Origin of the sequence: Novosphingobium sp. FSW06-99, from assembly GCF_001519065.1 — a bacterium.
In the GTDB taxonomy this organism is placed as follows: Bacteria; Pseudomonadota; Alphaproteobacteria; order Sphingomonadales; family Sphingomonadaceae; genus Novosphingobium.
Genome location: NZ_KQ954258.1, coordinates 48,407 through 73,469, shown reverse-complemented (window position 1 = coordinate 73,469; position 25,063 = coordinate 48,407). Strand labels below are relative to the sequence as shown.

General features: G+C 64.0%; 21 protein-coding genes. 8 read left to right on the top strand and 13 right to left on the bottom strand.

Annotated elements, in window-relative coordinates; genetic code table 11:
• Positions 1-13: 13 nt before the first annotated feature.
• Positions 14-481 (bottom strand): Lrp/AsnC family transcriptional regulator, encoded by a 468-nt coding sequence (locus tag AQZ49_RS14215; protein ID WP_067617153.1) that lies wholly within the window; start codon positions 479-481, stop codon positions 14-16.
• Between the two features lie 169 nt (positions 482-650).
• Between AQZ49_RS14215 and AQZ49_RS14210 the strand changes: the two genes are divergently transcribed.
• Positions 651-2,987 carry a transketolase gene (locus AQZ49_RS14210; protein ID WP_067616796.1) on the top strand — a complete coding sequence of 779 codons (2,337 nt, stop codon included), beginning with the start codon at positions 651-653 and terminating at the stop codon, positions 2,985-2,987.
• A 405-nt stretch (positions 2,988-3,392) separates the two neighbouring features.
• Here the strand turns inward: AQZ49_RS14210 and AQZ49_RS23010 are convergent, their stop codons facing one another.
• From AQZ49_RS23010 to AQZ49_RS14190, 5 genes are all read right to left on the bottom strand, one after another.
• Complete coding sequence (locus AQZ49_RS23010) at positions 3,393-3,728, bottom strand: lysozyme inhibitor LprI family protein (protein ID WP_369819134.1); 336 nt, start codon at positions 3,726-3,728, stop codon at positions 3,393-3,395.
• Between the two features lie 173 nt (positions 3,729-3,901).
• Positions 3,902-4,651: an SDR family NAD(P)-dependent oxidoreductase gene (locus tag AQZ49_RS14205; RefSeq protein ID WP_067616794.1), complete on the bottom strand. Its 750-nt coding sequence runs from the start codon at positions 4,649-4,651 to the stop codon at positions 3,902-3,904.
• Between the two features lie 5 nt (positions 4,652-4,656).
• Entirely contained in the window at positions 4,657-5,547 is an 891-nt protein-coding gene (locus AQZ49_RS14200; RefSeq protein WP_067616793.1) for an MBL fold metallo-hydrolase, read from the bottom strand.
• On the bottom strand, positions 5,547-7,172 hold the full coding sequence (locus AQZ49_RS14195; RefSeq protein WP_082701795.1) for an FAD-binding oxidoreductase: 1,626 nt from the start codon (positions 7,170-7,172) through the stop codon (positions 5,547-5,549). The genes AQZ49_RS14200 and AQZ49_RS14195 overlap by 1 nt, the downstream gene beginning before the upstream one ends.
• The gene (locus AQZ49_RS14190) at positions 7,169-7,510 is read right to left on the bottom strand and encodes a c-type cytochrome (RefSeq protein WP_067616791.1); all 342 of its coding nucleotides are present in this window, start codon (positions 7,508-7,510) and stop codon (positions 7,169-7,171) included. The genes AQZ49_RS14195 and AQZ49_RS14190 overlap by 4 nt, the downstream gene beginning before the upstream one ends.
• A 249-nt stretch (positions 7,511-7,759) precedes the next feature.
• On the opposite strand from AQZ49_RS14190, the gene AQZ49_RS14185 reads away from it, so the two are divergent.
• From AQZ49_RS14185 to AQZ49_RS14160, 6 genes are all read left to right on the top strand, one after another.
• Positions 7,760-8,929 carry a calcium-binding protein gene (locus AQZ49_RS14185; protein WP_156428308.1) on the top strand — a complete coding sequence of 390 codons (1,170 nt, stop codon included), beginning with the start codon at positions 7,760-7,762 and terminating at the stop codon, positions 8,927-8,929.
• Positions 8,930-9,106: 177 nt separating this feature from the next.
• Positions 9,107-10,642: a calcium-binding protein gene (locus AQZ49_RS14180; RefSeq protein ID WP_067617146.1), complete on the top strand. Its 1,536-nt coding sequence runs from the start codon at positions 9,107-9,109 to the stop codon at positions 10,640-10,642.
• A 207-nt stretch (positions 10,643-10,849) separates the two neighbouring features.
• The gene (locus tag AQZ49_RS14175; RefSeq protein WP_067616787.1) at positions 10,850-12,160 is read left to right on the top strand and encodes an MFS transporter; all 1,311 of its coding nucleotides are present in this window, start codon (positions 10,850-10,852) and stop codon (positions 12,158-12,160) included.
• Positions 12,161-12,307: 147 nt separating this feature from the next.
• On the top strand, positions 12,308-13,051 hold the full coding sequence (locus AQZ49_RS14170) for a TadE/TadG family type IV pilus assembly protein (RefSeq protein WP_067616785.1): 744 nt from the start codon (positions 12,308-12,310) through the stop codon (positions 13,049-13,051).
• Positions 13,052-13,083: 32 nt separating this feature from the next.
• Positions 13,084-13,737 carry a hypothetical protein gene (locus tag AQZ49_RS14165; protein ID WP_197411049.1) on the top strand — a complete coding sequence of 218 codons (654 nt, stop codon included), beginning with the start codon at positions 13,084-13,086 and terminating at the stop codon, positions 13,735-13,737.
• 80 nt (positions 13,738-13,817) lie between these two features.
• Entirely contained in the window at positions 13,818-15,425 is a 1,608-nt protein-coding gene (locus AQZ49_RS14160; RefSeq protein WP_197411048.1) for a pilus assembly protein TadG-related protein, read from the top strand.
• 64 nt (positions 15,426-15,489) lie between these two features.
• Here the strand turns inward: AQZ49_RS14160 and AQZ49_RS14155 are convergent, their stop codons facing one another.
• From AQZ49_RS14155 to AQZ49_RS14125, 7 genes are all read right to left on the bottom strand, one after another.
• Complete coding sequence (locus tag AQZ49_RS14155; protein WP_067616778.1) at positions 15,490-16,269, bottom strand: DsbA family protein; 780 nt, start codon at positions 16,267-16,269, stop codon at positions 15,490-15,492.
• Positions 16,270-16,279: 10 nt separating this feature from the next.
• Entirely contained in the window at positions 16,280-17,635 is a 1,356-nt protein-coding gene (locus AQZ49_RS14150) for a M48 family metalloprotease (RefSeq protein WP_156428325.1), read from the bottom strand.
• Positions 17,636-17,655: 20 nt separating this feature from the next.
• Entirely contained in the window at positions 17,656-18,612 is a 957-nt protein-coding gene (locus AQZ49_RS14145; protein WP_231739240.1) for an alpha/beta hydrolase, read from the bottom strand.
• 160 nt (positions 18,613-18,772) lie between these two features.
• Entirely contained in the window at positions 18,773-20,161 is a 1,389-nt protein-coding gene (locus AQZ49_RS14140) for a PAS domain-containing protein (protein ID WP_067616773.1), read from the bottom strand.
• A gap of 87 nt (positions 20,162-20,248) precedes the next feature.
• Positions 20,249-20,875, bottom strand: a complete 627-nt coding sequence (locus tag AQZ49_RS14135; protein WP_067616771.1) for a glutathione S-transferase family protein — start codon at positions 20,873-20,875, stop codon at positions 20,249-20,251.
• Positions 20,872-21,453, bottom strand: a complete 582-nt coding sequence (locus AQZ49_RS14130) for a Rieske (2Fe-2S) protein (protein ID WP_067616769.1) — start codon at positions 21,451-21,453, stop codon at positions 20,872-20,874. Before AQZ49_RS14130 ends, AQZ49_RS14135 begins: the two co-directional genes overlap by 4 nt.
• Positions 21,450-22,319 carry an aromatic ring-hydroxylating oxygenase subunit alpha gene (locus AQZ49_RS14125; RefSeq protein WP_067617139.1) on the bottom strand — a complete coding sequence of 290 codons (870 nt, stop codon included), beginning with the start codon at positions 22,317-22,319 and terminating at the stop codon, positions 21,450-21,452. Before AQZ49_RS14125 ends, AQZ49_RS14130 begins: the two co-directional genes overlap by 4 nt.
• 294 nt (positions 22,320-22,613) lie before the next feature.
• Between AQZ49_RS14125 and AQZ49_RS14120 the strand changes: the two genes are divergently transcribed.
• Positions 22,614-25,061 (top strand): TonB-dependent receptor, encoded by a 2,448-nt coding sequence (locus tag AQZ49_RS14120; RefSeq protein ID WP_067616766.1) that lies wholly within the window; start codon positions 22,614-22,616, stop codon positions 25,059-25,061.
• The last annotated feature ends 2 nt before the right edge of the window (positions 25,062-25,063 follow it).

Here is a 25,063-nt window from a genome sequence, read left to right as displayed (position 1 = left end):
TGACGGGCCGACGCTACAGCGGCAAGGCGGTCTTATAGACCACGGGGCGCAGCGCAAAACTGGTGGTGACCTGGCCCACGCCTTCGATGCGGGTGAGTTTCTGGCGCAGGAAATCCTCGAACGCGCCCAGCGAATCGACCAGAATACGCAACTGGTAATCGGCATCGCCGGTCATCAGATAGCATTCCATCACTTCGGGAAATTCGGCCACGGCGGCTTCGAACAGGGCCAGATGGCGGTCGTCCTGCTGATCGAGCCGGACGCGGATGAACGCGGTGACCGGCAGGCCGACGGTGATCGGATCGACCAGCGCGACATAGCGGAAAATTACCCCGTCGGCCTCCAGCGCGCGCAGCCGCCGCAGGCAGGGCGATGGCGACAGGCCGACTTTCTCCGACAGCTCCTGGTTGGTCATCCGCCCGTCGTGTTGCAGTTCGTCAAGAATGCTGCGGTCGATCGAATCGATGCGACGATCTGGCATGATATCTCCCATTGGCGGCAGTGATGTTCAAAATGTGCCAGAAATTGGCAGATCATGCCAGTTAAGTTCAATTTGCCAGCCGATTTCGCAAGGACATGCCCCGCCCGTCGGCGCTAATCCGGGCACATCTGACGCGATGCACCGCGCAGCGCACAAAGGGCATTGGCCGATGACGACGACGCTTTCCACCGACCGGCAGGACCTGATCGCGACGCTCGACGCGCTGGAACAGCGGCTGCTGTGGCTGTCGTCGTGGACGATCCACAATGCCAACCATCTGCGGCCAAAGCGCGATGGTTTGAAAGTGGGCGGGCATCAGGCCAGTTGCGCATCGATGACCGCGATCATGGCGGCGCTCTATTTTCACGCGCTGGGGCCGAACGACAAAGTTGCGGTCAAACCGCACGCCGGGCCGGTGCTGCATGCGATCCATTACCTGTTGGGCAACCAGACGCGCGACAAGTTGCAGGCTTTTCGCGGGCTGGGCGGGGCACAAAGCTATCCCAGCCGCACCAAGGACACCATTCCGGTCGATTTTTCGACCGGGTCGGTCGGGCTGGGCGTGGCGATCACTGCCTTTTCCAGCCTCGTGCAGGATTATCTGATCGCGCACGGGCAATTGCGGCAGGCCGATGCCGGGCGGATGATCGCGCTGATGGGCGATGCCGAGCTTGATGAAGGCAATATCTACGAATGCCTGATCGAGGGCTACAAGCACGATTTGCGCAATTGCTGGTGGGTGGTCGATTACAACCGCCAGTCGCTCGATGCCACCACCGCCGACCGCATGTTCCGCCGGTTCGATGATATTTTCGAAACCTGCGGTTGGCGAGTGATCACGCTGAAACACGGCCGGCTCCAGCGCGAGGCGTTTGCCCGCCCCGGCGGCAAGGCGCTGGAAGAGTGGATCGACAGTTGCCCCAATGCCGAATTCGCCGCGCTGACCTATCAGGGCGGGGCGGCCTGGCGCGAGCGGTTGATGACCGATCTGGGGGGACGGCGCCATGTCCGTGGCCTGCTCGACAGCTTTGATGATGCGGCGCTGGCCCGGTTGATGGGCAATCTGGGCGGCCATTGCGTTGAAACGCTGATCGATGCGTTTGACGCGGCCAATGACGAACGCCCGACGCTGTTCATTGCCTATACCGTCAAGGGCCACGGGCTGCCGCTGGCCGGGCACAAGGACAACCATTCGGGCATGATGAGCCCGACGCAGATGGACCAGTTCCGCGCGCAACTGGGCATCACGCCGGGGCACGAATGGGACAAGTGGTGCGGGTTGGGCGACAATGCCGCGCGCGCCCTGCAGACGTTTGTCGATGCCAGCCCGATCGCCCACCACCGTGCCGAGGCCGCCGCGCCGGCGATTCCGGTGCCCGCGATCCCCTTTCCCGAAGGCGATACGCAATCGACCCAGGCCGCGTTTGGCCGCGTGATGATGGATCTGGCCAAATCGGGCGCGCCGCTGGCCGACCGGCTGGTGACCACCGCGCCCGACGTGACGCAGACCACCAATCTGGGCGCGTTCGTCAACCAGCGCGGGCTGTTCCGGCGCCAGGAACTGGGTGACGTGTTCCTGCAGGCCAAAATCCCCTCGACGCAGAAATGGCTCCAGCATGCGGCGGGCCAGCATGTCGAACTGGGCATTGCCGAAAACAACTTCTTTCTGGCGCTGGCCGCGTTCGGGCTGGCCGGGCCGCATTTCGGCACGCGGTTGCTGCCGGTCGGCACGGTCTATGATCCGTTTGTCGCGCGCGGGCTCGATGCGCTGAACTATGGCTGTTACATGGACAGCCGCTTTCTGCTGGTCGGCACCCCGGCGGGGCTGACGCTGGCGGCCGAAGGCGGCGCGCACCAGTCGATCAACACCCCGCTGATCGGCATGGGCCAGCCCGGCCTTACCGCCTATGAGCCTGCCTTTGCCGACGAAGTGGCGGTGATGATGGCGCATGCCTTTGACCTGATGCAGCGCCCTGATGGCGGATCGGTCTATCTGCGCCTGTCGACCCGCGCGATCGCGCAGGAAGTGCGCGGCGACGATGCGTGGCAGGCCAATGCGCTGGCCGGTGGCTATTGGCTGCGTCGCCCCGCCGAGGGGGCAGAGGCGGCGATCGTGTTTTCCGGCGTGGTCGCGCCCGAGGCGCTGGCGGCGTGGGAACAACTGGCCGACGACATTCCGGGCCTTGGCCTGCTCAATGTCACATCGCCCGATCTGCTGCACCGGGGCTGGTCCGCGCGGCGCGCGGCGCGCTGGCAGGGCAGAGCTCCGGTTTCGTGCCACGCCGAAGCGCTGCTGGCGCCGCTGGCGCCGGGCGCCGGGCTGATCACCGTGCTCGACGGGTCGCCGGCGGCGCTGTCATGGCTGGGAGGCGTGCGCGGCCACCGCGTCAGCCCGCTGGGCACCGACCGCTTTGGCCAGACCGGCGATCTGCCCGACCTCTATCGCGCCTATCGCCTGGATAGCGAGGCGATCATCGATGCTGCGGCAGAGCTGTTTCTGCGGTGAAGGCGAACGAGGCAAAGCGCTGATCAAGTCCGTTTCCCGAAAAACGCTGCGACGACCCCGACAGCCAAACCTGATAGTATTCGATCCTCCCCAAAATGGGGAGGGGGACCAGCGAAGCAGGTGGAGGGGCTTCACGTCTTGGTAAAATATTGAAAATACGCGAATCATGCTCGAGGGCTTGGTTCATCTTCGCAGCATTGCGCAATCCGGTGGGCGCCCCTCCACCACCCTGCGCCAAAGACGCAGGTTACTCTGAGCGGCTGCGCAAGCAGCAGCCGAAGTAGGGCGGTCCCCCTCCCCGGTCCAGAGAAGATTTTGGTTGGGTCGTTTCAGAACTTGAACAGAGCGTCCTTAAATATTTCCGCGTGCCTGAACGACCTATTTTGGAGGTTATCGGACATTCCCTCAAGGCGAGAATTTCTCAACTCGCCACCAATAAGCGGTGCGCAATTCGGCGGTATGGTGCCTTGTCTCAGCTTCCATGCATGCGAGAAATGCAGGGCCCTGCCCTGTTCCTCCACCATAAAGGCTTCGCTCGGCGGAGCATGAGGCGTCGCGGTAGCGTAGCCAAAGTCTTTGGGCAGTCAAAAGGGCTGGGCGTTCTTCGACTGTCAGAACCTTAGCGATGGTTTGATACGTCTTATTCAAATCGTCGTCTGCCGATCGTTCCGCTTGATCAAGGCACTGGGTCAGGTCGGCCGTGACTACGCTATTGCGGCACGGCGCGTCCGTTGCGTTCATGTGCTGCGCAAGCCCATACTCGGGCAACCCGAAAAGCAGGCAGCAACAAACGGTGAAATGCTTGGCTAAGACATTCATACAGCGCCGATAGCTGATCAGAGAAGCGGCTGCAAATGGGCGTTTCCAGTCATTCAGCCTGACACCGGCCCGTGGTCAGGAATTGCCGACGCAACTCAATGCGCGGTCTGCCCGCCGTCAATCACGATCGTGGCGCCGTTGATGAAACTGGCTGCATCGCTGCACAGATGAAGCACGGTCGGGGCGATTTCTTCGGGCTGGGCGGCGCGGCCGGAAATGTTCTGGGCAAAGAACATGTCGGTAAAGGCGTTGCTCTGCGCCCAGTGCTGCGTCATCGGGGTGACCACAAAGCCGGGTGCGATGCAATTGGTGCGGATATTGGCGCGGGCATATTCGACCGCGGCGGCCTTGGTCAGCCCGGCGACGGCGTGCTTCATCGCGCAATAGGCGCTCATGTTGGGGTCGGCGATCAGCGCGCCGACGCTGGCGGTGTTGACGATCGCTCCGCCGCCGACTTGCAGGAAATGGCGGATTTCGGCCTGCATCGCGAAAAACACCCCCTTGAAATCGACATCGATGGCCAGGTCTAGTTCGTCGGGGGTCACCTCGTGGATCGGGCGCTGCGGGGGCAGCACCCCGGCGTTGTTGAACGCGCAATCCATCCGGCCATACGTATCGAGGCAGGCCGCCACCAGCGCGTCGAGCGCGGGCGCCTGTCGCACGTCGGTCGGGCGGAACGCCGCGCTGCCGCCCGCTGCAACAATCGCGCGCACGGTGTCTTCGGCGCGCGGATCGATATCCCCGATCATCACGGCGGCCCCGGCCTGGGCAAAGGCGATGGCCGTGGCGCGGCCAATGCCGGTGGCCGCGCCGGTGATCAGGGCCACTTTTCCGTCAAACCGCATCGGTGCTACTCCTGCCAGGCGGGTTGTTCGCCCTTGGCCACCCGCGCCGAATTGCCGAGCAGGAAATCGCCCAGAATATCGATGGCGTCGGGGAAGGCGGCGACGACTTTGGCGCGCAATTCGGTGCTGGAATGCGATGCGGCGACCAGACCGGGCCAGGCGGCGATATAGCGACGGCTGAAATCGAGCCCGCTGATGTCGTTGGGCAGGCCGGGCCGGGCATGACCGGCCACCACAACCAGCGGGTGCAACGCGGCCAATGTGTCGAGCGACCGGCCCCAGGCGGCAATATCGGCCGGCGTGTGTTCGCCCATCCAGAGGAACATCTGGTTGTGCACCAGATCGCCCGCAATCAGCGCGCGCAGTGATGGCACCCACAGCGCGGTGGCATGCACATGGTCGCCCGCCATCGGACCCAGCACTTTCAGATCCTGGCCTTCCAGACTGATGGTGTCGCCGGTCAAGGGTTGCGGGGCAGAGGGATGGCGCGGGCCATTGGCGCCCAGCAGCGGCCCCCAGCGTTTGACTTTGAAGGGCAGCGATCGCCAGATATCGGCCACCACGGTCGGGTGCGCCACGATCCGCGCGTCGGGAAAGGCATCGGCGATCACCTCCATCGCGAAATAGTGATCGGGGTGATCGTGGGTGACAAACACCGTGGTCAGGTGCTTGCCGCTGTCGAGCACCATGGCCACCACGCGATGCGCGTCGGCCAGCGTGAACGGCGCGTCGACCAGCACGGCGTCGTGTTCGCCCTCGATCAGCGTCATATTGGCATAGAGCGAACCGGCGCTGGTCCGCAGCACCTCGATCTTCAGCGGCGGGGCGTCGGCGGCATGGGCCGGAATTGTCCACAAGGTCAGCGCCAGCAGCGCGATCATCAGCCGCGCGCGCATCACGCGATCCCCGATTTGCCGGGGGCAAGGATATGGTTGGGGTCGAGCGCGTGCTTGATCGCGGCGTTTACCGTGCGATTGGTTTCGCCATATTGCTGCGCCACCAGATCCATCGCATGGACACCGGTGCGATAGCTGGCCCAGCCATGCTCGCCAAACCCGGTGACCAGATCGCGATAACAGGCATCGGCGCGACGTTCTTCATCCGGGTCGCTCTTGTCATAGAGCAGTGCGATGATGTGGTGCAGTTCGCGGCTGCCGATCGCAAAGGCCGAGGTGTAATCGAACCCGTGGCGGCCCAAAATCTGCTTGGCGAGCGCAATCTGCCCGATCGTTTCGCTGCCTTTGGCGGGCGCCACCGGGGCAAACCAGGCGAGGCCGCCGCCCGCGCCCTTCCACCGCGCCAGCCCCACTTCCTCCAGGCTGAGCCCGCCGCGCATCAGCGTGGCGTGGTGGTGGAACCACGGGTTGCCCTGCATCTGGTCGGCGGTCATCACTTCGCCATCGATCGCGGCAAAGGCGCCGCGGATGATGCGTTCGCTTTCGGCCACCATCGCCTCGGTGCCATAGAGCGCGATATAGGTGTTCCACATGCCCAGATCGTGCGCGGCGGCAAACCGCGCAAATGCCTCGTCGGGCACCGGCCCCGTGCCGCTGTAGACTTCGCCGCGCCGGTGGAACATCGCCACCTGGTATCCGGCCGACATCATCAACACGACATTGGGCACGATATTGGCGATCCGCAGCGGGCGCATGGCATCGACGATGCGCGACACGTCCTCGACCTGTTTGTGGCGGATCACCAGCGGTTTGTAGACCGGCGGCGCGGGCATCAGCCACAGCCCCATCTTGGTCACCACACCGAAATTCGACTGCGTGAAAATGCCGTCGAGATAAGGGCCATAGCCCCATTTGAACGCCTGCCAGGCCGACGGGTTGCTGGTGCTGCCCATCCCGGTCCTGAGAATGTCGCCATTGGCCAGCACCACTTCCATCCCGCACTGGACCATGAAGTGTTCGCCATAGGGCGTATAGCCGACACCGCGATCGAGCGTGTTGCCCACCGGGCCCACGATCGGGCCGACAGTGGGCACATCGATCCACAGCGGAATGTGGTGCTCGTCGAGATAATCGCGCAATTGCTGATAGGTCACGCCCGGTTCGACGAGCGCGGTGCACAGTTCGGCATCGACCGACAGGATACGGTTCATCCGTTTCAGATCGAGCACCACCTGGCCCGGCGCGGCGGTGGTGGTGCTGCCATAGCCCATGTTCTTGCCGGTGCTGACCGGCCACAGCGGTTGGCGGTACTGGTTGGCGATTTTCAGGATCGCCTGCACCTCTTCGACACTGGCGGGGCACACCGCGCCGACCGGCGCATGGCGCCCGCCCGGATCGGGCACATAGCTTTTGGTCCAGGGAACTACCGCCTCGGCATCGCCGGCCACCCATTCGGCGCCGACCACACCGCGAAACCCTGCCAGCGCGGCGGCCAGATCGGCCTTGCCCACGCCCGGTGCCAGCACTGCGCCCTGGCCCAGCGCGCTGTCGGCAATCCCCAGCGTGGCGGCGGCGGCGACGCCCGCACCCAGCAGGCCGCGCCGGTCGATGGTCGGTCCGCTCATTGGCCGTGCTCCGCCGGGTTGCGGGGTGATGCGCTGATCCAGGCGGCCAGCGCGGCAAGTTCGGCAGGGGTCACTTCGCTGGGGCGGAACGCGGGCATGCCGCCGCGTCCGGTGCGCGCCATCTTGGCGACATAGTCGGCGGGCAAATGGCGGCCCAGCAGGATCGGCCCGACATTGGTGCCATGGCAATAGCCGCACGTGGCGGCATAGACCCGCGCCGGGCCGCGTTGCGGCAAAGGCGTGCCCAGTTCCTGCACGGTCGGGGGCATTTGTGCCAGCGCGGGCGAAATTGGCGCAGGCAAGGCCAGCGCAAGCAGGCACAGCACGGCGTTCCTCATCGGGCGATCCTTCGCATCCTGGTCCCGCAATCCCGGCGTCGACCCCGCCCATTGTCAGGCAGGAACCGCGCCGATTCTGATATTTCATAACAATTGATATCGTTTTCCGATCCCCTGTCAAAGCAAACCTGCGCCCGCCCGCGCGCCCGCATGCAAGTCATTGGGCCGTTTCGGTGTTTCTTGCGCTTTACCGGGTGCGGCGTTGATCCAAGGCTGGGCGCATCCGCTGTTCGCAAGGTGTCAAACGCTGTGCCCCAAACCGTCGCGATGCTTGCCAGTGCCTTTCTCGCCTCGCTGGGGGTGGGGGCGCCGATCCATTACACCGATGGCAAATACGCCGATGTGGCCAGCGTGCTGGCCGATCTCGACTATATTGGCATCAACACCATCCGCACCGGCGCGTGGTGGCATGGCATGACCGGCGAATGGTCCTACCACCTGGCGGCAAAGGCCGGGGTGCGGTTCGACATGGTGCTCAATGCCACCGACCGGCTCGATGCCGCCGTGGCGCAGATGGCGCGCTTTGCCGCCGACCATCCGGGCAGTGTGGCGGTGATCGAGGGGCCCAACGAGATCAACAATTTCGGCGCACATTATCGCGGGCTGGCAGGCGCGGCGGCGGCGGTGGCGTTTCAGGACGATCTCTATGCGCGCGTCGCCGCCGATGCGGTGCTGCGCGGCACGCGGGTCTACAGCTACACCATGAATGCCGGGGCGACGTCGGTCACCGGCTATGACTTTGCCGCGATCCATCCTTACGCGGTCGACGGGCGCCCGCCGCGCTGGTTTCTCGACAACAACATCGCCAAAGTGCCGCCGGGCAAACGCTTTGTGGTAACCGAAACCGGCTATCCCACGCTGATCGGCGGCAAGGACGGGGTGGCCAAGGACGGGGTCGATGCCCGGGCGCAGGCGATCTACAACCTCGACATGATCTTCGATGCCACCAGCGCGGGCGCGGCGGCGGTCTATCTCTATGAATTGCGCGATGCCTATGCCGATCCGGGCGGGATCGCGGCGGGCAAGCATTTCGGCCTGTTCGACTATGCCAACCAGCCCAAGCCGATTGCGGTCGCACTGCACACCATGGCCCGGATCCTGACAGCCAACGCCGTGCATGGCGCGCCCGGCGCGCTCGATTTCACCGCGCCCGACGCTGCACGCACGCTGTTGCTGCAAAAGGCCCCTGGGGTGTTCGATCTGGTGGTGTGGGACGAGGCACCGTTGTGGGACCATCAGGCCAACCATGCGATTGCTCGCGCCGAGCGCGCGCGCACCATCCGCTTCGCCAGGGCGCCTGCCACCATCACGGTCTATGACCCCTTGCGCGGCACCGCGCCCGTGGCGGCGTGGCACCGTGTCGGCGCGGCCACACTGTCGCTGGGCAGCGATCCGCTGGTGGTCGAAGTGACCATGTGAAGCGCTGTACTTGCAAAGCCCCTCCCCTTCAGGGGGAGATTTTAAGTAATTTTTCGTAGGCGAAGAGCTATATAACGTTCATAATTTATTTTTTTACTGTCAATCGTACTTGATATAAAATGACATTTACCAGTCATATAGAATTATTAAAAACTGTTGTGACCGATCATGGCGGTCATGACCAGGACCACCGCCACCACCGTCGCCATCAGCACCAAAAGCTTTGTCGCCTCGATCGGGGTCAATGCCGCGATCGATTACACCGACGGCAAATATGCCAATATGCAGACCGTGCTGGCGGATCTGAGCTATATCGGCGTCAGTCTGATCCGCACGGCCAGCTATTTCAGCACGATGTCGGGGCGGGCCGCCTATAATCTGGCCGCCAGCGACGGCATCCGGTTCGACATGCTGCTCTACACCTCGAACGCGTTGCCCGCGACGATGACGCAGCTTTCCACGTTTGAATCTGCGCACCCCGGTTCGATCGTCGCGATCGAGGGGCCGAACGAAATCAACAATTTCGGCGCAAGCTACGATGGCCTGACCGGGGCGCCGGCGGCGATCGCCTATCAGAATGCGCTCTATGCCGATGTTGCCGCCAACCCGGTGCTCGCGGGCACGACGATCTACAGCTACACCATGAATGCCGGGGCAGTGTCGTCCACCGGCTATGACTATGCCTCGATCCATCCCTATGCGATCAACGGCAATCCACCCCTGTGGTATCTCGACAACAACATCGCCTCGTTTCCTGTGGGCAAGCCGTTCGTGGTGACCGAGACGGGCTATTCGACGCTCGGCAGCCAGTCGGGCGGGGTCGATGCCCATGTCCAGGCGATCTATGATCTCGACATGGTGTTCGACGCCAAGTCGGCGGGTGCGGCGACGGTGTTTCTCTATGAATTGCTCGATGCCTATCCCGATCCTTCGAACGATCTGGTGGGCAATCACTATGGCCTGTTCGACTATACCAACACGGCCAAGCCGATCGCGGTCGCGCTGCACGATCTGACGCAGATCCTGGGCGGTGGACCCGCCAGTTTCAGCCCCGGCACCCTGGCCTATTCGATCGCAGGGGCGGACAGCACGACCCATTCGATCCTGCTGCAAAAGGCCACCAGCACCTTTGACCTGATCATCTGGGACGAACAGACGGTCTGGAACAACACCACCCACAGCGAAATCGCGCCGACCGTGCACACCGACACGATCGACTTTACGCGGATGTTGGCCACTGTCGATGTCTATGATCCGATGCTCGGAACCGCGCCGATCGCGGTCTATCACGATGTCACCTCGGTCACGCTGGCGGTGGGCGACGATCCGCTGGTGGTGCAGGAAACGGCCGTTCCGGTCGGGACGGTGGTGCTCGATTGTGCGCGCAAGTCGGGTTCGACCATCGCCGCGACGGCGTCGGACGCGCTGGTGATCGGTGCAGCGGGCGACACCATCAATGTCACCGGCACGGGCGACACCTTCGTGTTTCACAAAGGGTTCGGCAACGAAACGATCAACGGCTATTCCCCGGGAGCCGCCGCGCATGAAGTGATCCAGTTCGACACCGGCCTGTTCGCCAATTTTGCCGCGCTTGAAGGCGCGATGCACCAGTCGGGCAACAACGTGGTGATCACCTATGACACGCACGATCAACTGGTGCTCGACAATGTCAGCGTGGGGCAGCTCACCTCGGCCAATTTCCTGTTCGTGTAGACAGGCGCCACATCGTTCCATAGCCTGCGCTGATCAGCGTCTGGCCCAACACTGCCGTGTCGGGAAGTCGGCACCGGCCCGCTCCCCCACCCGACCACCCATAGGATACCTATGGTAGGGTGGTCGGGTGGGGGAGCGGGCCGGTACCGACTTCGAAACGCGCCCTTTCGCGCGTTTCGACCCAGACTTTTACGCAGGGGGACGGGTGTGGCAGGAGTTGTGGAACCGCTCGGCGGCGAAGAAGCCGATGCGGACGTGCCGGCGGTGCCGTTGCGCTGGCTGGCGCTGGCGGTGGCTGCGCTGGCCATCATGGCGACCTATTACGAAACCGACGTGATTGGCGAAATCGCCGATCTGCTGATCCGCCAGCGTGGTTTTGCGCAAAGCCAGATCGGCAGCCTGAACGCCGCGATCTATTGGCCCAGTGTGGTGCTGGCGCTGATCGGCGGGGTGCTGATCGATCGCTATGGCGCGGCGCGCATGGCGCTGTGGACGGCGGCGATCGGCCTGGTCGGCGCGTGCCTGACCGCGCTCGGCACGCCATACTGGGTGATGTGGCTGGGGCGACTGATCTTTGGCGTGGCCGAAGGGGCGATCTTCATGGCGCTGATCGCGGGACTGGCGCTGTGGTTCCCCCGGCGCGGCGTGGCGCTGGCGACCGCGCTGTGGCTATCGATGGCGCGGGTCGGTTCTGCCTTGTGCAACAGTTCGTCGACCTGGGCCAGGCCGCTCTATGATACCGGGTGGCAGGCGCCGCTGTGGCTGGGGGCGGGGATCACCGCGCTGGGCCTGGTCGCGGCCGCGGTGTTCTGGATGCTCGATTCGCGCCGACCGCAAGGCCCGGCGGCGCGTGATCGGGCCGGGCCGCATCGGGCGCCGCATGGCTGGGGCCGGTTGCGCTTTGATGCTGCCTATTGGTACATTCTGGCGCTGCACGTGCTCTATGCCTCGGTGTTCTTTCCCTTTCGCCAGACATATGCGGTGGAATACCTGCAACACGCCAAGCACATGACCCTGCAGGCGGCCTCGCTCAGCAATTCGGGGGTGTTCATGGCGGCGATCTTTGCCACGCCGGTGTTCGGGGTGATTGCCGACCAGTTCGGGCACCGCGCGCTGATGCTGGTGTTCGGCACGGTGCTGTTGCCGGTCACGCTGGCGATGCTGGGCCTGACCCATTGGTCGCCGTGGCTGTCGACGGTGCTGATGGGGATAAGCTGGTCGCTGGTGCCGGCGGTGATCTGGCCCGCGACGACCATGATCGTGCCGCGCGATCAACTGGGCACCGGGTTGGGGCTGATCACGTTGATCCAGGCGCTGGGTATCGGCGCGTCGAACCTGGGCGCGGGGTTCTTTGCCGATCGCGCGGGCGCCGGACCGACCAACCCGGCGGGCTATGACGCAGTGCTGCTGTTCTTTGGCGCGGTCAGCCTGTGCGCCCTGGCCTCGGTCGTGCTGCTGTGGCGCCACGAAACCGGGCCGCACGGGCATGGTCTGGAAAGCGCGGGCCAGGGTGCCTGACGGCGCGACCGCGCGCGGCGCCATGTGTGGGTTCGGCAAGGGATTGCGTCCGTATTAACCCTCGAAACGCGCCGTAGCCGACAGGTTTACAGCTTTTTAATGCTCCACCGGTAGTACTCTTGACCAGTGCTTTGTGTGGGTGGACCAATGGCCTTGTCGTCGAAAAACCAGTTGCGGTGTGCCGGGCGCGGCTTTGCCGCGCTGGTGCGCGATCGCGATGGCACGGCGGTGATCGAGATGGCCATCGTCACCCCGGCTCTGGTTGCGCTGATCGTGGCAATCCTGCAAACCGCGCTGGCCTTTTTGGCGCAAGAGGGGCTTGAAACCGCCGCAGAAAGTGCGGCGCGTTTGCTGTTGACGGGCCAGGCGCAAACCTTTCAGACGAGCACCAGCGCAAGCGGTACGTCGGGCATGAGCGGTGCGCAGTTTCAGCAGGCGATTTGCGGCCAGTTGAGCTATATACCGTCGGGCGGAACGACGGCTGTCACTTACGGCAATGGCAGTCTGTTGCCGCCCTTCCTGAATTGCAGCCAGCTTAGCGTCGTGGTGACCGATGTGGGCAGCGCCACCAGTGCGACGGCGGCCACCACCAGCAGTGATGCCAACACGGCGCCGACTTTTACGTTCAACAGCAGCGGGGCGCTGACCAACAATGGCAGCGGCACGGCCAGCGGCACCGTCTACAACACGGGCAGCACCGGCGGGCAGGGCCAGATTCTGGTGGTGCAGTTGGTCTATCTGTGGCCCACGCTGTCCAGTCTGCTGGGTTTCAGCCTGAGCAGCAATATCGCCAACGATCAGACCAACAGCCGCGAACTTGTCGCCACACAAGTGGTCGTAACCGAATCCTATTCGTGCCCAACCACCCCAGCTGTGGTTACGACATGTTGAGGCGGCTGGGGCGTGATCAAAGCGGCTCTGCGTTGGTCGAATTTGCCATCTGCGTGCCGTTCCTGGGGATGCTGTATCTGGGCAGCTTTGTCGTCTCGGACATGATTTCGTGCAATCGCAGGGTGACATTGGCGACGCGCGCGCTGACCGACATGGCGACGCGCGCCTATTCGCCGACATCGATTGCGGGGGCTCCGACCACGTTTTCGGCAACGTCGATTCTCAGTTCGAGCGCTGTGGTGTTGACCCCTTACAATGTCGGCAATGCCACTGAACAGATTTCCCTGCTCAGGATCTGCGATCAGACAAATGCCTATGTTGTGTGGACACAGGCGCAAACCCAGACCGTCGCGCAGATGGCTGCCGGCACGGCCACTTCGGCCACCTCCACCCTGACGGCGGGCACTTTGCCCAGCACCACCGCGGTCCAATCGTCTGCGAGTGTTGTGCCGATCCCGTCCACCATGGTCCCGGCGGGTTCGCCGCTGATCCCGACTTCGCCCGATGGTTCGGATGTCTGCAGCAATCTGTCCCCCGGCGTTGCCAACAAGACCCAGGTTGGCACGGCTGGTGGCTATCTGTTCGTCGGGCAGATCACCTACACCTACACCCCGGCAATCAGCTTTACATCTGCCACCACGATACCGATGTCGGATATCATCTACATGAGCCCCCGGCTCAACTAGGTCTTGCGATCATGCCCATGACATTTCCAGCAGCCCCAGTGCGACGGATCGTGATACGGATCGGCCGTATCGCCAGCCGTTTGCGCGCCGACACGCGCGCCAATGTTCTGCTGATCGTGGCGGCGTCCTTTATCCCGATGTTGGCCGCAGCCGGCTTTGGCGTCGATTATGCCAATGCCGAGATGATCCAGACCCAGCTCAATGCTGCAGCAGATGCTGCCGTGCTGGCCGGGGTGGACCCAAGCATGCTGTGCGAACCCAGCGCGATCGCAAGCTCTGCCGTCAGTGCGATGTTTCAGTCCGAAGTGACCAGCTTTTCCTCGTCGGTGACGTTTCCCAACGGCTATCCCACGCCCACCGTGACGCCCCAGACCACGTCGACGGTGGCGCAGTGCACCGGCTATTTGCGCACGGTTACCTTGACGTACACCGCTGCGGTACCGACGATGTTCAGCTCGCTGATCGGTCTGACCACGCTGCCCATCACCGGCTCGTCCACGGCCAACGCCTCGCAACCGCCGAATATCAATTTCTACATTGCCGTCGACACCTCGCCGTCGATGCTGATTCCTTCGACCACGACAGGCATCTCGCTGTTGCAAGGCGCGACCGGCGGGTGTGCGTTTGCTTGTCACGTGCAAACCCCTCCGTCTTCGAACGTCGTAAACATACCGACAGTGAAGGTGAACGGCACAACGTATTATATCTATGTGCCCAGTGCGACGTATAGCACGTCTGCCGGAAGCAATCAGACCTATATGCTTTGTACCGCAGTCGCGAGCAACGACACGAGTTGCAGCGGTAATTATTATGATACAGCCGGGAAAAAAACAACTGCACCTTCATCGGGGTATTTTGCCGATGGGTACTGGATCACGCAAAACTATGGTCTGGTCTATGGCGGATCGACGTCAACGATCGACCTGCGTATCAATGATGCCTCGCAGGCCCTGCAAGACCTGATCCCCTATGCCTATAACATGTCGCAGCAATTCCAGACGACCTATGGGTTCCAGATGTACCAGTTCGCCAACGCGACTTCTGGCAATGGCAGCGGCACGTCGGGTACTTCGGCAACGGCAATCACCGGCTTCAGCACGATGCAGACGTTGACGTCGACCAACTATAAGACGCTGACCGTCCCCAATCTGGGTAGCACGACCAATGTCGATTACTGGGTTGCCAATGACAAACCCAACTCGTCTGTGACATTAACCTATGACTGGGCCTCAGATTTCACGCGCATGTTCAATTCCATGTACAATCTGATGCCGTCTGCCGGGTCAGGCGCGAGCACCTCGACGCCACAAGAAGTGCTGTTGCTGATCACCGACGGGATGGTGGATGAATACAACTCCGCCAGCAGCGCCGAAGGGATCTCGGGCCTGGCACGCGGACCGTTGACCGCCACCGACATTGCGATGTGCAACCAGATCAAGACCAAGCTCAACGTGCAGATCGCAGTCCTTTATACCCAGTATCTGCCCAGTGCCATCTCTTCGGGTTATTCCTATGAATACAACGAAATCAATCCGACCGACACGCTGGTCCCGGCCTTGCAAAGCTGTGCTTCGAAAAATGCCCTTGGCCAGCCGCTGTTCTACCAGGTGAGCACCGACCAGAGCATCAGCGCGGCCTTGCAGGCGCTGTTTACCATGACGATCCAGAACGCGCGGCTCGTGCAATAGGCGTGGCTTCGATTGTGGCCACGCTGCCCTGGCATCGCCGGTGCGCGGTGTCATCGCGGGCAAATCACCCCTTGCGCGCGGCGTCGACGGCCTCTTGCAGCTTGTCCTTGCCGACCGCGCCCGAAATGATCTGGCCGCCGATGGCAAAGGCGGGGGTGCCGTTGATGCCCAGATTGCGGGCATAGGCCAGGTTGTGTTCGATTTCCGTCTGCACTTCGGCGCGCTTGGCAAAGGCCTGCGCGGTGGCCAGATCCAGCCCGGCCCTGGTGGCGGCGGCGGCGATGCTGGCCGTGTCGGGGCGCGGCCCGGCGAACATTGCGGCGTGATAGGCGGCGAATTTGCCTTGCGCGGCGGCGGCCAGCGCCATGCGTGCGGCAGGCTCGCTTTCAGGCGCGATGATCGGCAATTCGCGCAGCACCACTTTCAGATCGGGATTGGCGGCGATCAGCGCCTGGATATCGGCGACGCTGCCCCGGCAGAACGTGCAGGCAAAGTCGGTGAATTCGACCAGCGTCACTTTACCCGCCGGATTGCCCAGCACCGCGCCGGGAAACGGGGTTTCCAGCGCGGCGCGCACCGGTTTCAGCCGGTCGGCGGTTTCGCGTGCCTGCAACCGGTCCATCGCTTCGGGCAGCACTTCGGGGTGATCGAGGATATAGGCACGCACCAGGCTTTCGAACGCGGCACGCTGGCCCGGATCGATCCCCGCGCGCGCCAGTTGCGCCGACACATCGTCGCTGCCCGCTGCGGTACGGCTGGCGCGGTACCACCCCAGCGAGGCGATGGTGATGCCGGCCAGCGCGACAAGCAGGACCAGCAGGCGAAGACGGGGAGACAGTTGCATGGGCCGATCCCTACTTGTTCTTGCGCGTGCGCTCAATCATCGCGCGTGAACTCATCGCGATATCCTGCGCGCGCAGCCAGTCGGGCGATCCCTGCGGCAATGTCGCCTCGGCAGCCTGGGCATTGCGCAGCGATTCGGCAAAGTGGCCTTCCATCTGCAACTGTTCGGCGCTGGCCAGGCGGGCGCGGGGATTATCGCCTTCGGATTCATAGACTACGCCCAGTTCGTACCAGGCAAACGGATTGTCGTGATCCTTGGCCACCGCGGCCTTGAGCACGCGTTCGGCCTCGGAAAAATTGGCCGGGTCTTCGGTTGCCAGCAGGGCATGGCCAAACGTCGTGGCGATCAGCGGCTGGTTGCGGGTCAGATCGACCGCGCGACGCAGCGGCGGGATTGCCTCGGCGGCATGGCCGGATTCGAGCAGCACCTGGCCCTTCAGTTCCAGCGCATAGGGATCATCGGGTTCCTGCGCCAGGATGGCATCGGTTTCGGCCAGGGCTTTGTCCATGAACGCCTGTTTGTGATAGGCATAGGCACGGGCATAGTGCGCGGGCACATCGGTCATATAGTCGGGATAGGCGATCAGCACTTGCTGCGGATCGGCCAGATAGCCGTAGAGCTTGGCCTTGATGCGCAGGAACCGGCGCTGCAGATCGGGGTTTTCCGGTTTCGTCCAGGCCGGGTCATGCTCGAACGCATCCTGCAAGGTCGTCAGGCGGTCATCGGTCATCGGGTGGGTGCTGGAAAATTCGGAATCTTCGGTGCGGTGAAACCCGGCGCGATATTCCAGGTTCTGCAGCTTCTTGAAAAAGTTGACCGATCCGCGCCCGGAAATCCCCGCGCCCGACAGGAATTTGACGCTGGCCGCATCGGCGGTGGCTTCCTGCGCGCGGCTGAACGCCAGATATTTGCCCATCGCGGCGGTTTCACCCGCCGCAAAAATGCCCAGCCCCGCCTCTGGTGCACCGGCCGCGGCGGCGGCCGCGCCCAGCAACAGCGACAGGATGGTGATATTCATTGCCGGGCGCGTGCCTTCATCGCTGCGGATGACATGGCCACCGACGATATGCCCCAGTTCGTGGGCAAACACGCCTTGCACTTCCTCGGCGTGATCGGCCTGCGCCAGCAGGCCCGAATTGATATAGACGGTTTGCCCCCCGGCGACGAAGGCGTTGACCTCGCCATCGTTGAGCAGGACCACATCGACATTGTGCGGGTCGAGCCCCGCCGCCGCGATGATCGGCGCCGACACGTCGCGAAAAAAGCTTTCGGTTTCGGCATCGCGCAAGACTTCCTGCGCGCGTGCGGCGGTGCTGGCGCACAGGGCGCCGATCAGGGCGCACGCGGTCGCGGCGGAAAGTGCGATTTTCCTTTTCACGGTGGTTCCTAGGCGTCGATTGACTGAACCTGCGCTGAAGCATGGGTTGGTGCAACCCGTGCCAGAAAATCAAGCACATGCGCAAGCGGACGGCGATCATGCACAAACGGGCGGGCAAACCGCATGATCAGCCCTTCGTGGCCGATGCCGTCGATCACGTGCGTTTCGCTGCTACCGCCGCATCCGGCCATCGCGCGGGCCAATGACAGGCTGTGGCGCGGGTACACACGCTGATCATCGGCGCCATGGATCAGCAACAGCGGCGGGGCGTCGCCGCGCACATGGTTGATCGGCTGGGTCTGCGCCGGTTCGTCGGCATGGCCGAACGTGGCAATCGTGCTGAGATGATCGAGCGGCAGGAAATCATAGGGACCGGCCAGCCCGATCACCCCCCGCACGGCGTGCGCGGGCAATCCGCCCATTTCGCACCAGCGGCGTTCGAGCCCGAGCATGACCGCGTTGTAGGCCCCGGCGGAATGCCCCATCAGCACGATCTGCGTGGTGTCGCCGCCCAGCGCCGGGGCCTGCGTGGCGATCCAGCGCAACACGGAGGCCCCGTCTTCCAGCATCGCCGGATAGCGGCCCTGCTGTTCCAGACGATACCCGGCGAGCACCACCGCGTAGCCGGCAGGTGCCAGCATGCGCGCGATAAAGCGATAATCGTGGGGGTCGCCACTGTACCAGCCGCCGCCATGGATAAATATCACCACCGGCAGGGCGCGGCCGGTGATTGCCGGGTCATGCGCCGGATCGGTGGGCACAAACATCTGCAGGCGCTGGGCCCGATCGGTGCCATAGCGTGCCGCCATCGCCAGTCGGATGGCGCCATCGCCACCTGCCAGCAGCCGATCGGCGGTATCGAGCGCAGCGACGCCGCCCCTGGCGGTGGCCGCGCGGACACCCGCCAGCCCCAGCCCGCCCAGCAGGACCAGCCCGAGCCCGGTCCAGACGTGCCTGGTCAGCACGTGGTGCGCGATCGGTGCAGGGGAGAGAAAAAGGTCATGGCCATGACCCCGGTCGCTAGCACTGGCCAACGGCGGGGCGAAAGCCGGTTTTTGGGGCGTTTCGCCGTTCTTGCGCCGGATTGTGGCACCGGTCGGTCAAACCGGAGCGCAACAGGGTGGCTCAATCGACGAAATGGCGCGCGGCACGCGCCAGCAATGCTGCATCTTCGGCAATTTCGCCGAGCATCTCCGGTTCGGCACCGGGCACCCGGCGCACCATCACCAGCGCAAATTCGGCGCCTTCGTGCGGCAAGGCGCTGAGCGGACGGGTGGGCAAGGCGCGCGCGGCGCGTTGCCATTGCTTGTGCGCGGCGGCGGCGCGATCGGCGCCGCGTCGGGCGGCGCGTTCGCGGGCGATGATCGCCTTGATCCCGCCCGGCGCTGCGCCCAGCAGATCGGCCAGTTCGCCTTTGCCGATGCCCATACGGCGCGCATGGCCCAGCACCGTGGCATATTCGGTCAGACGTGTTTTGTCATAGTCGGCGCCGAACACCAGCTTGACCAGCGGGATCAGCGGCGCGCGATCCTGCAGCACCAGCCCGGCTTCGGCCACCAGCCGCGCAAAGTCGGCAGGCGCGGCTTCTGCCGCCAGCGCAAAGTCCCAGGCACGACCGATCGCGGCATAGAGCGACTGGCGCGTGCGATCCTCGCTCGCCAGCGCGCGCAAGGCCGAGGCGCGTGCCTTTTCCAGCCATTCGGTCAATGTATGCGGTTCGGCCTGGGTCGGGCGCACAGCCGCCGGATCGGCGCGCGCATCGATGAACGGCGACAAGTCGAGCGCGGGCGCGGGATCATCGGACCACGGCGAGGGATCGCCCCCCGCAATCGGCCCGTCGGCCCAGATGCCCGACATCGTCGACGCATCCTCGTCATCCTTGCCATCGTCGGGCAGGGCGGTCTGCGCACGGGCTTTGCCCCGCCGCGCCTTGGCCGAGCCGTCGAGCGCCTGGCCGATTTCGAGCATCAGTTCGTCGGTGGTGCGCTGGTCGGCCAGTTCCTTCCAGTTGATCACGCCATAGATGTAGTCGATCCTGGCATCGTCGGATGAAAATGGCAGCAGGATACCGCGATAGAGAATGGTGGCGCCGCGCGCGTTGACGAATTCGGCCTCGAACCCGATCGGCGCTTCGTTGGCGATGATCTGCAGATAGTGGTCGGTGATCCGCGACAGCACCGAACGCCCGGGCACCTGGCTGAGCCGCCCGATCTGCTGATCTTCGCCACATTCGGCGGCCAGCGCATGGCCCAGCGCCAGAATGCGCGGGTCTTCGATCCCGTCGGCAAAATGCAGCAGCACCGAATTGGGCGCGAATTCGGGCATATCGCCCGCGATCAGGCGTTCGGCCGAGGGAAACCGCCGCTTGCCCAGCAAACCGGCCCAATAGTTGTAGGCGCGCACTTGCATGCGGCGTTCGTCCTGGCCGATCACCGGCGGCAGCGGCTGAATTTCGTCATCGAAATCGGCCCCGTGGTCATCCGGGCCAAAATCGCCTCCGCGCAAAACGTCCATATCGCAATCGCACCCCTTCCCGCTGCGCAATCTCCTGGCCCGGTTGTGGCGCAACATGGTAAAGAATTGGCTAAGTTGCGCGGATGATTACCGCGTCACATTGGCCATCGGCGGGAACACGCCGCTCATCGCGATAAAGCCGGGCGCAAAGCGCACCCGGTCGATCCAGCGGCGCAGCGCGGGGCGGTCGCGCAACGACAGACCGGCATCTTCGCACAAGGCGATGAACACGAACACGGCCACATCGGCGATCGTGGGATGGGCCTGCGGCATCACCCAGACCTTTCCTGCGCGTTCGCCAAACCAGCGCCGTCGCTCGATCTCGTCGAGCAGCACATCGGCATGCGCACGCGCCGCAGCGGCATCGCCCGGCGCGCCAAACGTGTCGATCAGCCGCGCCAGGCCAAGGCTGGCGGCCAGATCGCGCGCCATGCCCAGCCAGCCGATCAACGCCGGATCATGCGCGGGAAACCATGCTGCATCGTGGCGCAGCGCCAGCGCCGCCAGCATTTCCTGCCAGTCGGTCCACACCGTGTCGCCATCGACCAGCACCGGCAGCGTGCCGAGCGGATTGCGCGCCAGAAAATCGTCGCTGCGGTGTTCATGCCCCGGATAGACATCGACCGGCACCAGCGTCAGCGGGGCACCGACCAGCGCGGCGAACAGGCGCACCGCATAACATTCGGGCAGATGATGCGCGTCGTAGAGGATCATACGGCGCTTTCCAGCCGTCGCCGCAGCGCGACCAGCACGCGATCGGCGCGCGGCACATCGCCATCGGTGGCAATCGCGCGCACCATGGTCGTTCCCGCATCGAGCGGCTGAACGACCGGCGCCAGCCCCTCCAGTGCGACAAGCGCTGCGGCCACTTCGGCGGCGGGGCGGGCGATCGGGATGGCGCGCGCCACCGTGCCCGGCGGCAGGTCGGGCACAGGGCCGGCCGGATCGATCCCGGTCCACACCAGCCCGCCCGACTGCGCCACCGGCCATGTGCGCGCGCGGATCGTGCCGGGCACTTTCATCTGCGGCTGCGCGGGGATGAAGGTGCACGCGCCGGTCGGGCCAAAGCGCCAGGCGTGGTATTGGCAGCGCAAGTCATCGCCGACCACTTCGCCCAGCGAAAACCGCACACCGCGATGCGGGCAACGATCGTCCCACACTTGCACGGTGCCGCTCTGCGCGCGCCAGACCGCCAGTTCGTGCCCGCCCAGCACGGTGCGATAGACATGGCCATCGACCAGATCGTGGTCGGCGGCGATGGCATACCACACGCCCGTTGCCAGATTGGTCATGCCGCGCGGGCAGCTTTGGCGGGCGCGGGGATCACCCCCCAGGTCAGCCCGATCGCCGACAGCCAGCGGCGATAGGCCACCGATGACTTGTCCGCCGCGATCGGCGTGTCGGCGCCATCGGCCAGCGGCAGGCGCGCGGGGCGCTGGTTTTCGAGGATCGGCTTGTCCTGCAAAAAGATCGTCTGCTGAAACGCGCGCAGGCCCTGCGGCGTGGTGCCGTCGGGCAGGCACAGCAACAGTGGGTGGGCCACGCTGGTGGTTTCGGTCACCGGCTGGACAAACAGATAGATCACGTCGAACCGGTCGCGATGGAGCGGGTTCGACTTGTAAAGGCAGGTGATCAGCGCGCGTTCGACTTTATAGACATATTCAACGTCAAAGCCTTCGGTCGCGGCGGGCGAGGCCTGCGGCTGGTACATCCGGCACCCGGTGGCGATGATCCCGCCCTGCGGCAGCGCGGCGACGCTATAGGGCAGCACGCGGGTATGCGGATCATCGCCCAGATAGCCGGCGTGGACATAGCCGAGATGGCCCAGGTCGAGAAAATTCTCGATCACCCGGGGCCCCGCCGCGCGCACCGCCACCGCGCCGACCACCACGGCGGGCCGGTCGGGCTCATCGGCTTCGGCAATCACCAGCACCGGTCGATCGGGCGTGCCAAGGCACACCCACACCAGCCCATAGCGTTCATCCTGGTGCAGCGCCCCGCCATCGTCGCGGCGCGCGGTGATCGTGCCTGCACCATCGATCGCGATGGTCAGCGGCTGGTTCAGCAGCACAGTGGTATGCGCGCGCGCGGGATCGAGCGTGCAGCGCGCCGCCACCGGGTGCCAGTCGTTCCACACAATAGGGTCGATTGCGGTCATCGCCGCCGTGGCTAATCCGCCGCGCCGCAAAGTCCAGCGCGTTTTTGCGGCGGCGCGATTGCGCTTTTTGGGGCAGCCGGGCGTGTGCGCAATTGTGCGCGCAAACCGTGCCACAAATGCACCTGTCCGTTTTTTTCGTTTCGCAAACGCGAAAAATGGCGTTGGCACGATGCATGGGTGAACGCTAGGGTCCGATCACGAGGGAAAGCACGCAGGTACGGCCGAGGGGGCCACGAGTTTGTGCGCGGGGGCACACGGGCAGGTCGGGCCCGGATGGCATAACAGGGAGAAATCATGACAATTTCGGATCGCAACGGCCGGACGCCGTTTTTCCGGCCGCAGACATCGGTGCTGGCCGTGATGCTGGGGCTGGCGGCAGGGCCCGCGCTCGCCGCCGAAGCGCCGGCCACGCCTGTCGAAACGACTGCCGCGCCGATCACTGATATCGTGGTGACCGCGCAAAAGCGCGAATCCAACGTGCAGCGCACGCCGCTGTCGATCACTGCGCTGCCGGCCGATTTGCTCAAGGCCAATGCGGTCGCCGATGCGGTCGATCTCAACGGGTTGGTGCCCGGCCTCGTGGTGTCGACGTCCGAAGGCTATGAACGCAATCTGGCCATTCGCGGCATCGGCTTCAACGTGCCGCAGAACGACAGCGCGCAACCGTCGATCTCGTACCATGTCGATGGCATCTACATTGCCAATCCGGTCGCGCTGAACACCAATTTCCTCGATGTCGATCACATCGAAGTGGTGCGCGGGCCGCAAGGCACGGTGTTTGGCCAGAATTCGACCGGCGGCACGGTCAATCTGGTGACCGTGCAGCCCAAGCTGGGGCAGACCACCGGCTATATCCACGCCGATGCCGGCATGTTTGCGCTGGCCAGTTTCGAAGGCGCGATCAACCTGCCGGTGGGTGACACGCTGGCCATCCGCATCGCCGCGCAGGGCACCCATCACGACGGCTATGCCAAGGCGACCGAGGTGCCCGGCACCAGCGGCGATTACCAGTTGTCGAATGAAAACAGCCTGCATGGCCGGATTACCGTGCTGTTTCAGCCCGATGACAAGTTCAGCCTGGAACTGCGCGCCGAATATGCCCGCGCGCGCAACAACGAGACTGAAGGCAAGAACATCTTCGATCCCAACCCCAATCCGTGGCAAGAAACTTCGGACTGGCCGGGCAAGCTGCAATACGACAACGATCTGGTCAGCGCGACGGGCAATTATGACTTCGGCTTTGCCAAGCTGAAAGTGCTGACCAGTTGGCAGATGGTGCGCCAGAACGGGTCGGTCAACGAAGACGGGCTTGACCTGCCCACCTCGATCGCGGTCTATGGCTATACCGATCCGTCGAACCCGGCGAACAGCTATAACACCGTTCACGATCTGCAGTATTTCTATCACCGCTCGGCGGCCAAGACGGCGGAAGTCGATCTTGCCTCGCCCGGCGGGCAGACGGTCGACTGGATCCTGGGGGCGTTCTACCTGGCGTCGAACTATCGCGTCGGCTATGATCAGTATGCTACCAACATGTACCCCACGCCCGGTGATCCGACGTCGCTGCTCAACCAGCTCAACCCGCAAGTCACCAATCCCAACGATCTGGGTTTTGTCGGTGGCGACGGCAATTTCTATTACCCCTATTTCTATTCGATCTCGTACCTGACGCGCCATTCGTGGTCGGGCTATGGCCAGGCCACGCTGCACCTGACATCGCGCCTGCGGCTGACCGGCGGGGCGCGTTATACCCACGATTCCAACACCACCGATATTGTCGACTATGCCGGATCGCCGGTGTTCGTGGCGCAGACCAACACCGCATGGACCGGCAAAGTCGGGGTGGAATACGATCTGGCCGCGCGCACGATGGCCTATGGCAGTTGGTCGACGGGGTTCAAGCCGGGCGGCGGCAACATCTCGGCCAATCCGGTAGTGCTGGGCTATACCTACCAGCCAGAGCGGATCAAGGCGTGGGAACTGGGGGTCAAGACCACGCAGTTGGACGGCAAGCTGCGGCTCAATCTGGCCGGGTTCTACTATTTCTACGATTCGTTGCAATTCGAAGGCGAAGACGCGCTGGCGTTCCAGGGCGGGGTGGCCAATATCCCCGCGCTGCATGTCTATGGCCTGGAAGCCGAAGCCAATGCGATCCTGCCGGCCGGGTTCCGTTTCGACGGCAATGCGACGGTCGAAGGCAGCAAGATGACCGCGCACTATTCGCTGCTCGACAACATCACCGGCTACAACATCGACAAGCAGATCTTTGCCAGCAACCCCGCCGGGCTGAACTGCGCGTTGCCTGGTCTCAGCACCACGCCGTGCATCGCCCAGGACGTCGCGGCGCGCGAATCCGCCTATTACGATGTTTATGGCAACCCGGCGCCCAACTTGCCGTCGGTCACCGCGACCGGCACGCTTAGCCAGACATTGTCGCTGGGCGGGCGATCGGCGCTGACCACGGCGGTGCAGGGCGAATATCGCCACAGCTATGTCAACGCCGCCTATGGCGACAAAGTGATCGACGGCGTGCACGTCTATCTGACGCCGGGCTATGTGCTGTGGAACCTGTCGCTGCGGTACAAGCCCGAAGATCCCAACCTGACGTTCTCTGCCTCGTTGAAAAACGTCTTCAACAATGGCGCAGTGCTGGGCCAGTTTACCAACCAGTTCGGGGGCGAAGTGACGCGGCAATACGAACCGCCCCGGCGCCTGATCGTTTCGGCCGAATACCGTTTCTAACG

Coding starts and splice junctions, on each gene's coding strand:
- AQZ49_RS14215 (WP_067617153.1), bottom strand. CDS start 481: ATGCCAGATCGTCGCATCGATTCGATCGACCGCAGCATTCTTGACGAA.
- AQZ49_RS14210 (WP_067616796.1), top strand. CDS start 651: ATGACGACGACGCTTTCCACCGACCGGCAGGACCTGATCGCGACGCTC.
- AQZ49_RS23010 (WP_369819134.1), bottom strand. CDS start 3,728: ATGAACGCAACGGACGCGCCGTGCCGCAATAGCGTAGTCACGGCCGAC.
- AQZ49_RS14205 (WP_067616794.1), bottom strand. CDS start 4,651: ATGCGGTTTGACGGAAAAGTGGCCCTGATCACCGGCGCGGCCACCGGC.
- AQZ49_RS14200 (WP_067616793.1), bottom strand. CDS start 5,547: ATGCGCGCGCGGCTGATGATCGCGCTGCTGGCGCTGACCTTGTGGACA.
- AQZ49_RS14195 (WP_082701795.1), bottom strand. CDS start 7,172: ATGAGCGGACCGACCATCGACCGGCGCGGCCTGCTGGGTGCGGGCGTC.
- AQZ49_RS14190 (WP_067616791.1), bottom strand. CDS start 7,510: ATGAGGAACGCCGTGCTGTGCCTGCTTGCGCTGGCCTTGCCTGCGCCA.
- AQZ49_RS14180 (WP_067617146.1), top strand. CDS start 9,107: ATGACCAGGACCACCGCCACCACCGTCGCCATCAGCACCAAAAGCTTT.
- AQZ49_RS14170 (WP_067616785.1), top strand. CDS start 12,308: ATGGCCTTGTCGTCGAAAAACCAGTTGCGGTGTGCCGGGCGCGGCTTT.
- AQZ49_RS14155 (WP_067616778.1), bottom strand. CDS start 16,269: ATGCAACTGTCTCCCCGTCTTCGCCTGCTGGTCCTGCTTGTCGCGCTG.
- AQZ49_RS14140 (WP_067616773.1), bottom strand. CDS start 20,161: ATGGACGTTTTGCGCGGAGGCGATTTTGGCCCGGATGACCACGGGGCC.
- AQZ49_RS14135 (WP_067616771.1), bottom strand. CDS start 20,875: ATGATCCTCTACGACGCGCATCATCTGCCCGAATGTTATGCGGTGCGC.
- AQZ49_RS14130 (WP_067616769.1), bottom strand. CDS start 21,453: ATGACCAATCTGGCAACGGGCGTGTGGTATGCCATCGCCGCCGACCAC.
- AQZ49_RS14125 (WP_067617139.1), bottom strand. CDS start 22,319: ATGACCGCAATCGACCCTATTGTGTGGAACGACTGGCACCCGGTGGCG.
- AQZ49_RS14120 (WP_067616766.1), top strand. CDS start 22,614: ATGACAATTTCGGATCGCAACGGCCGGACGCCGTTTTTCCGGCCGCAG.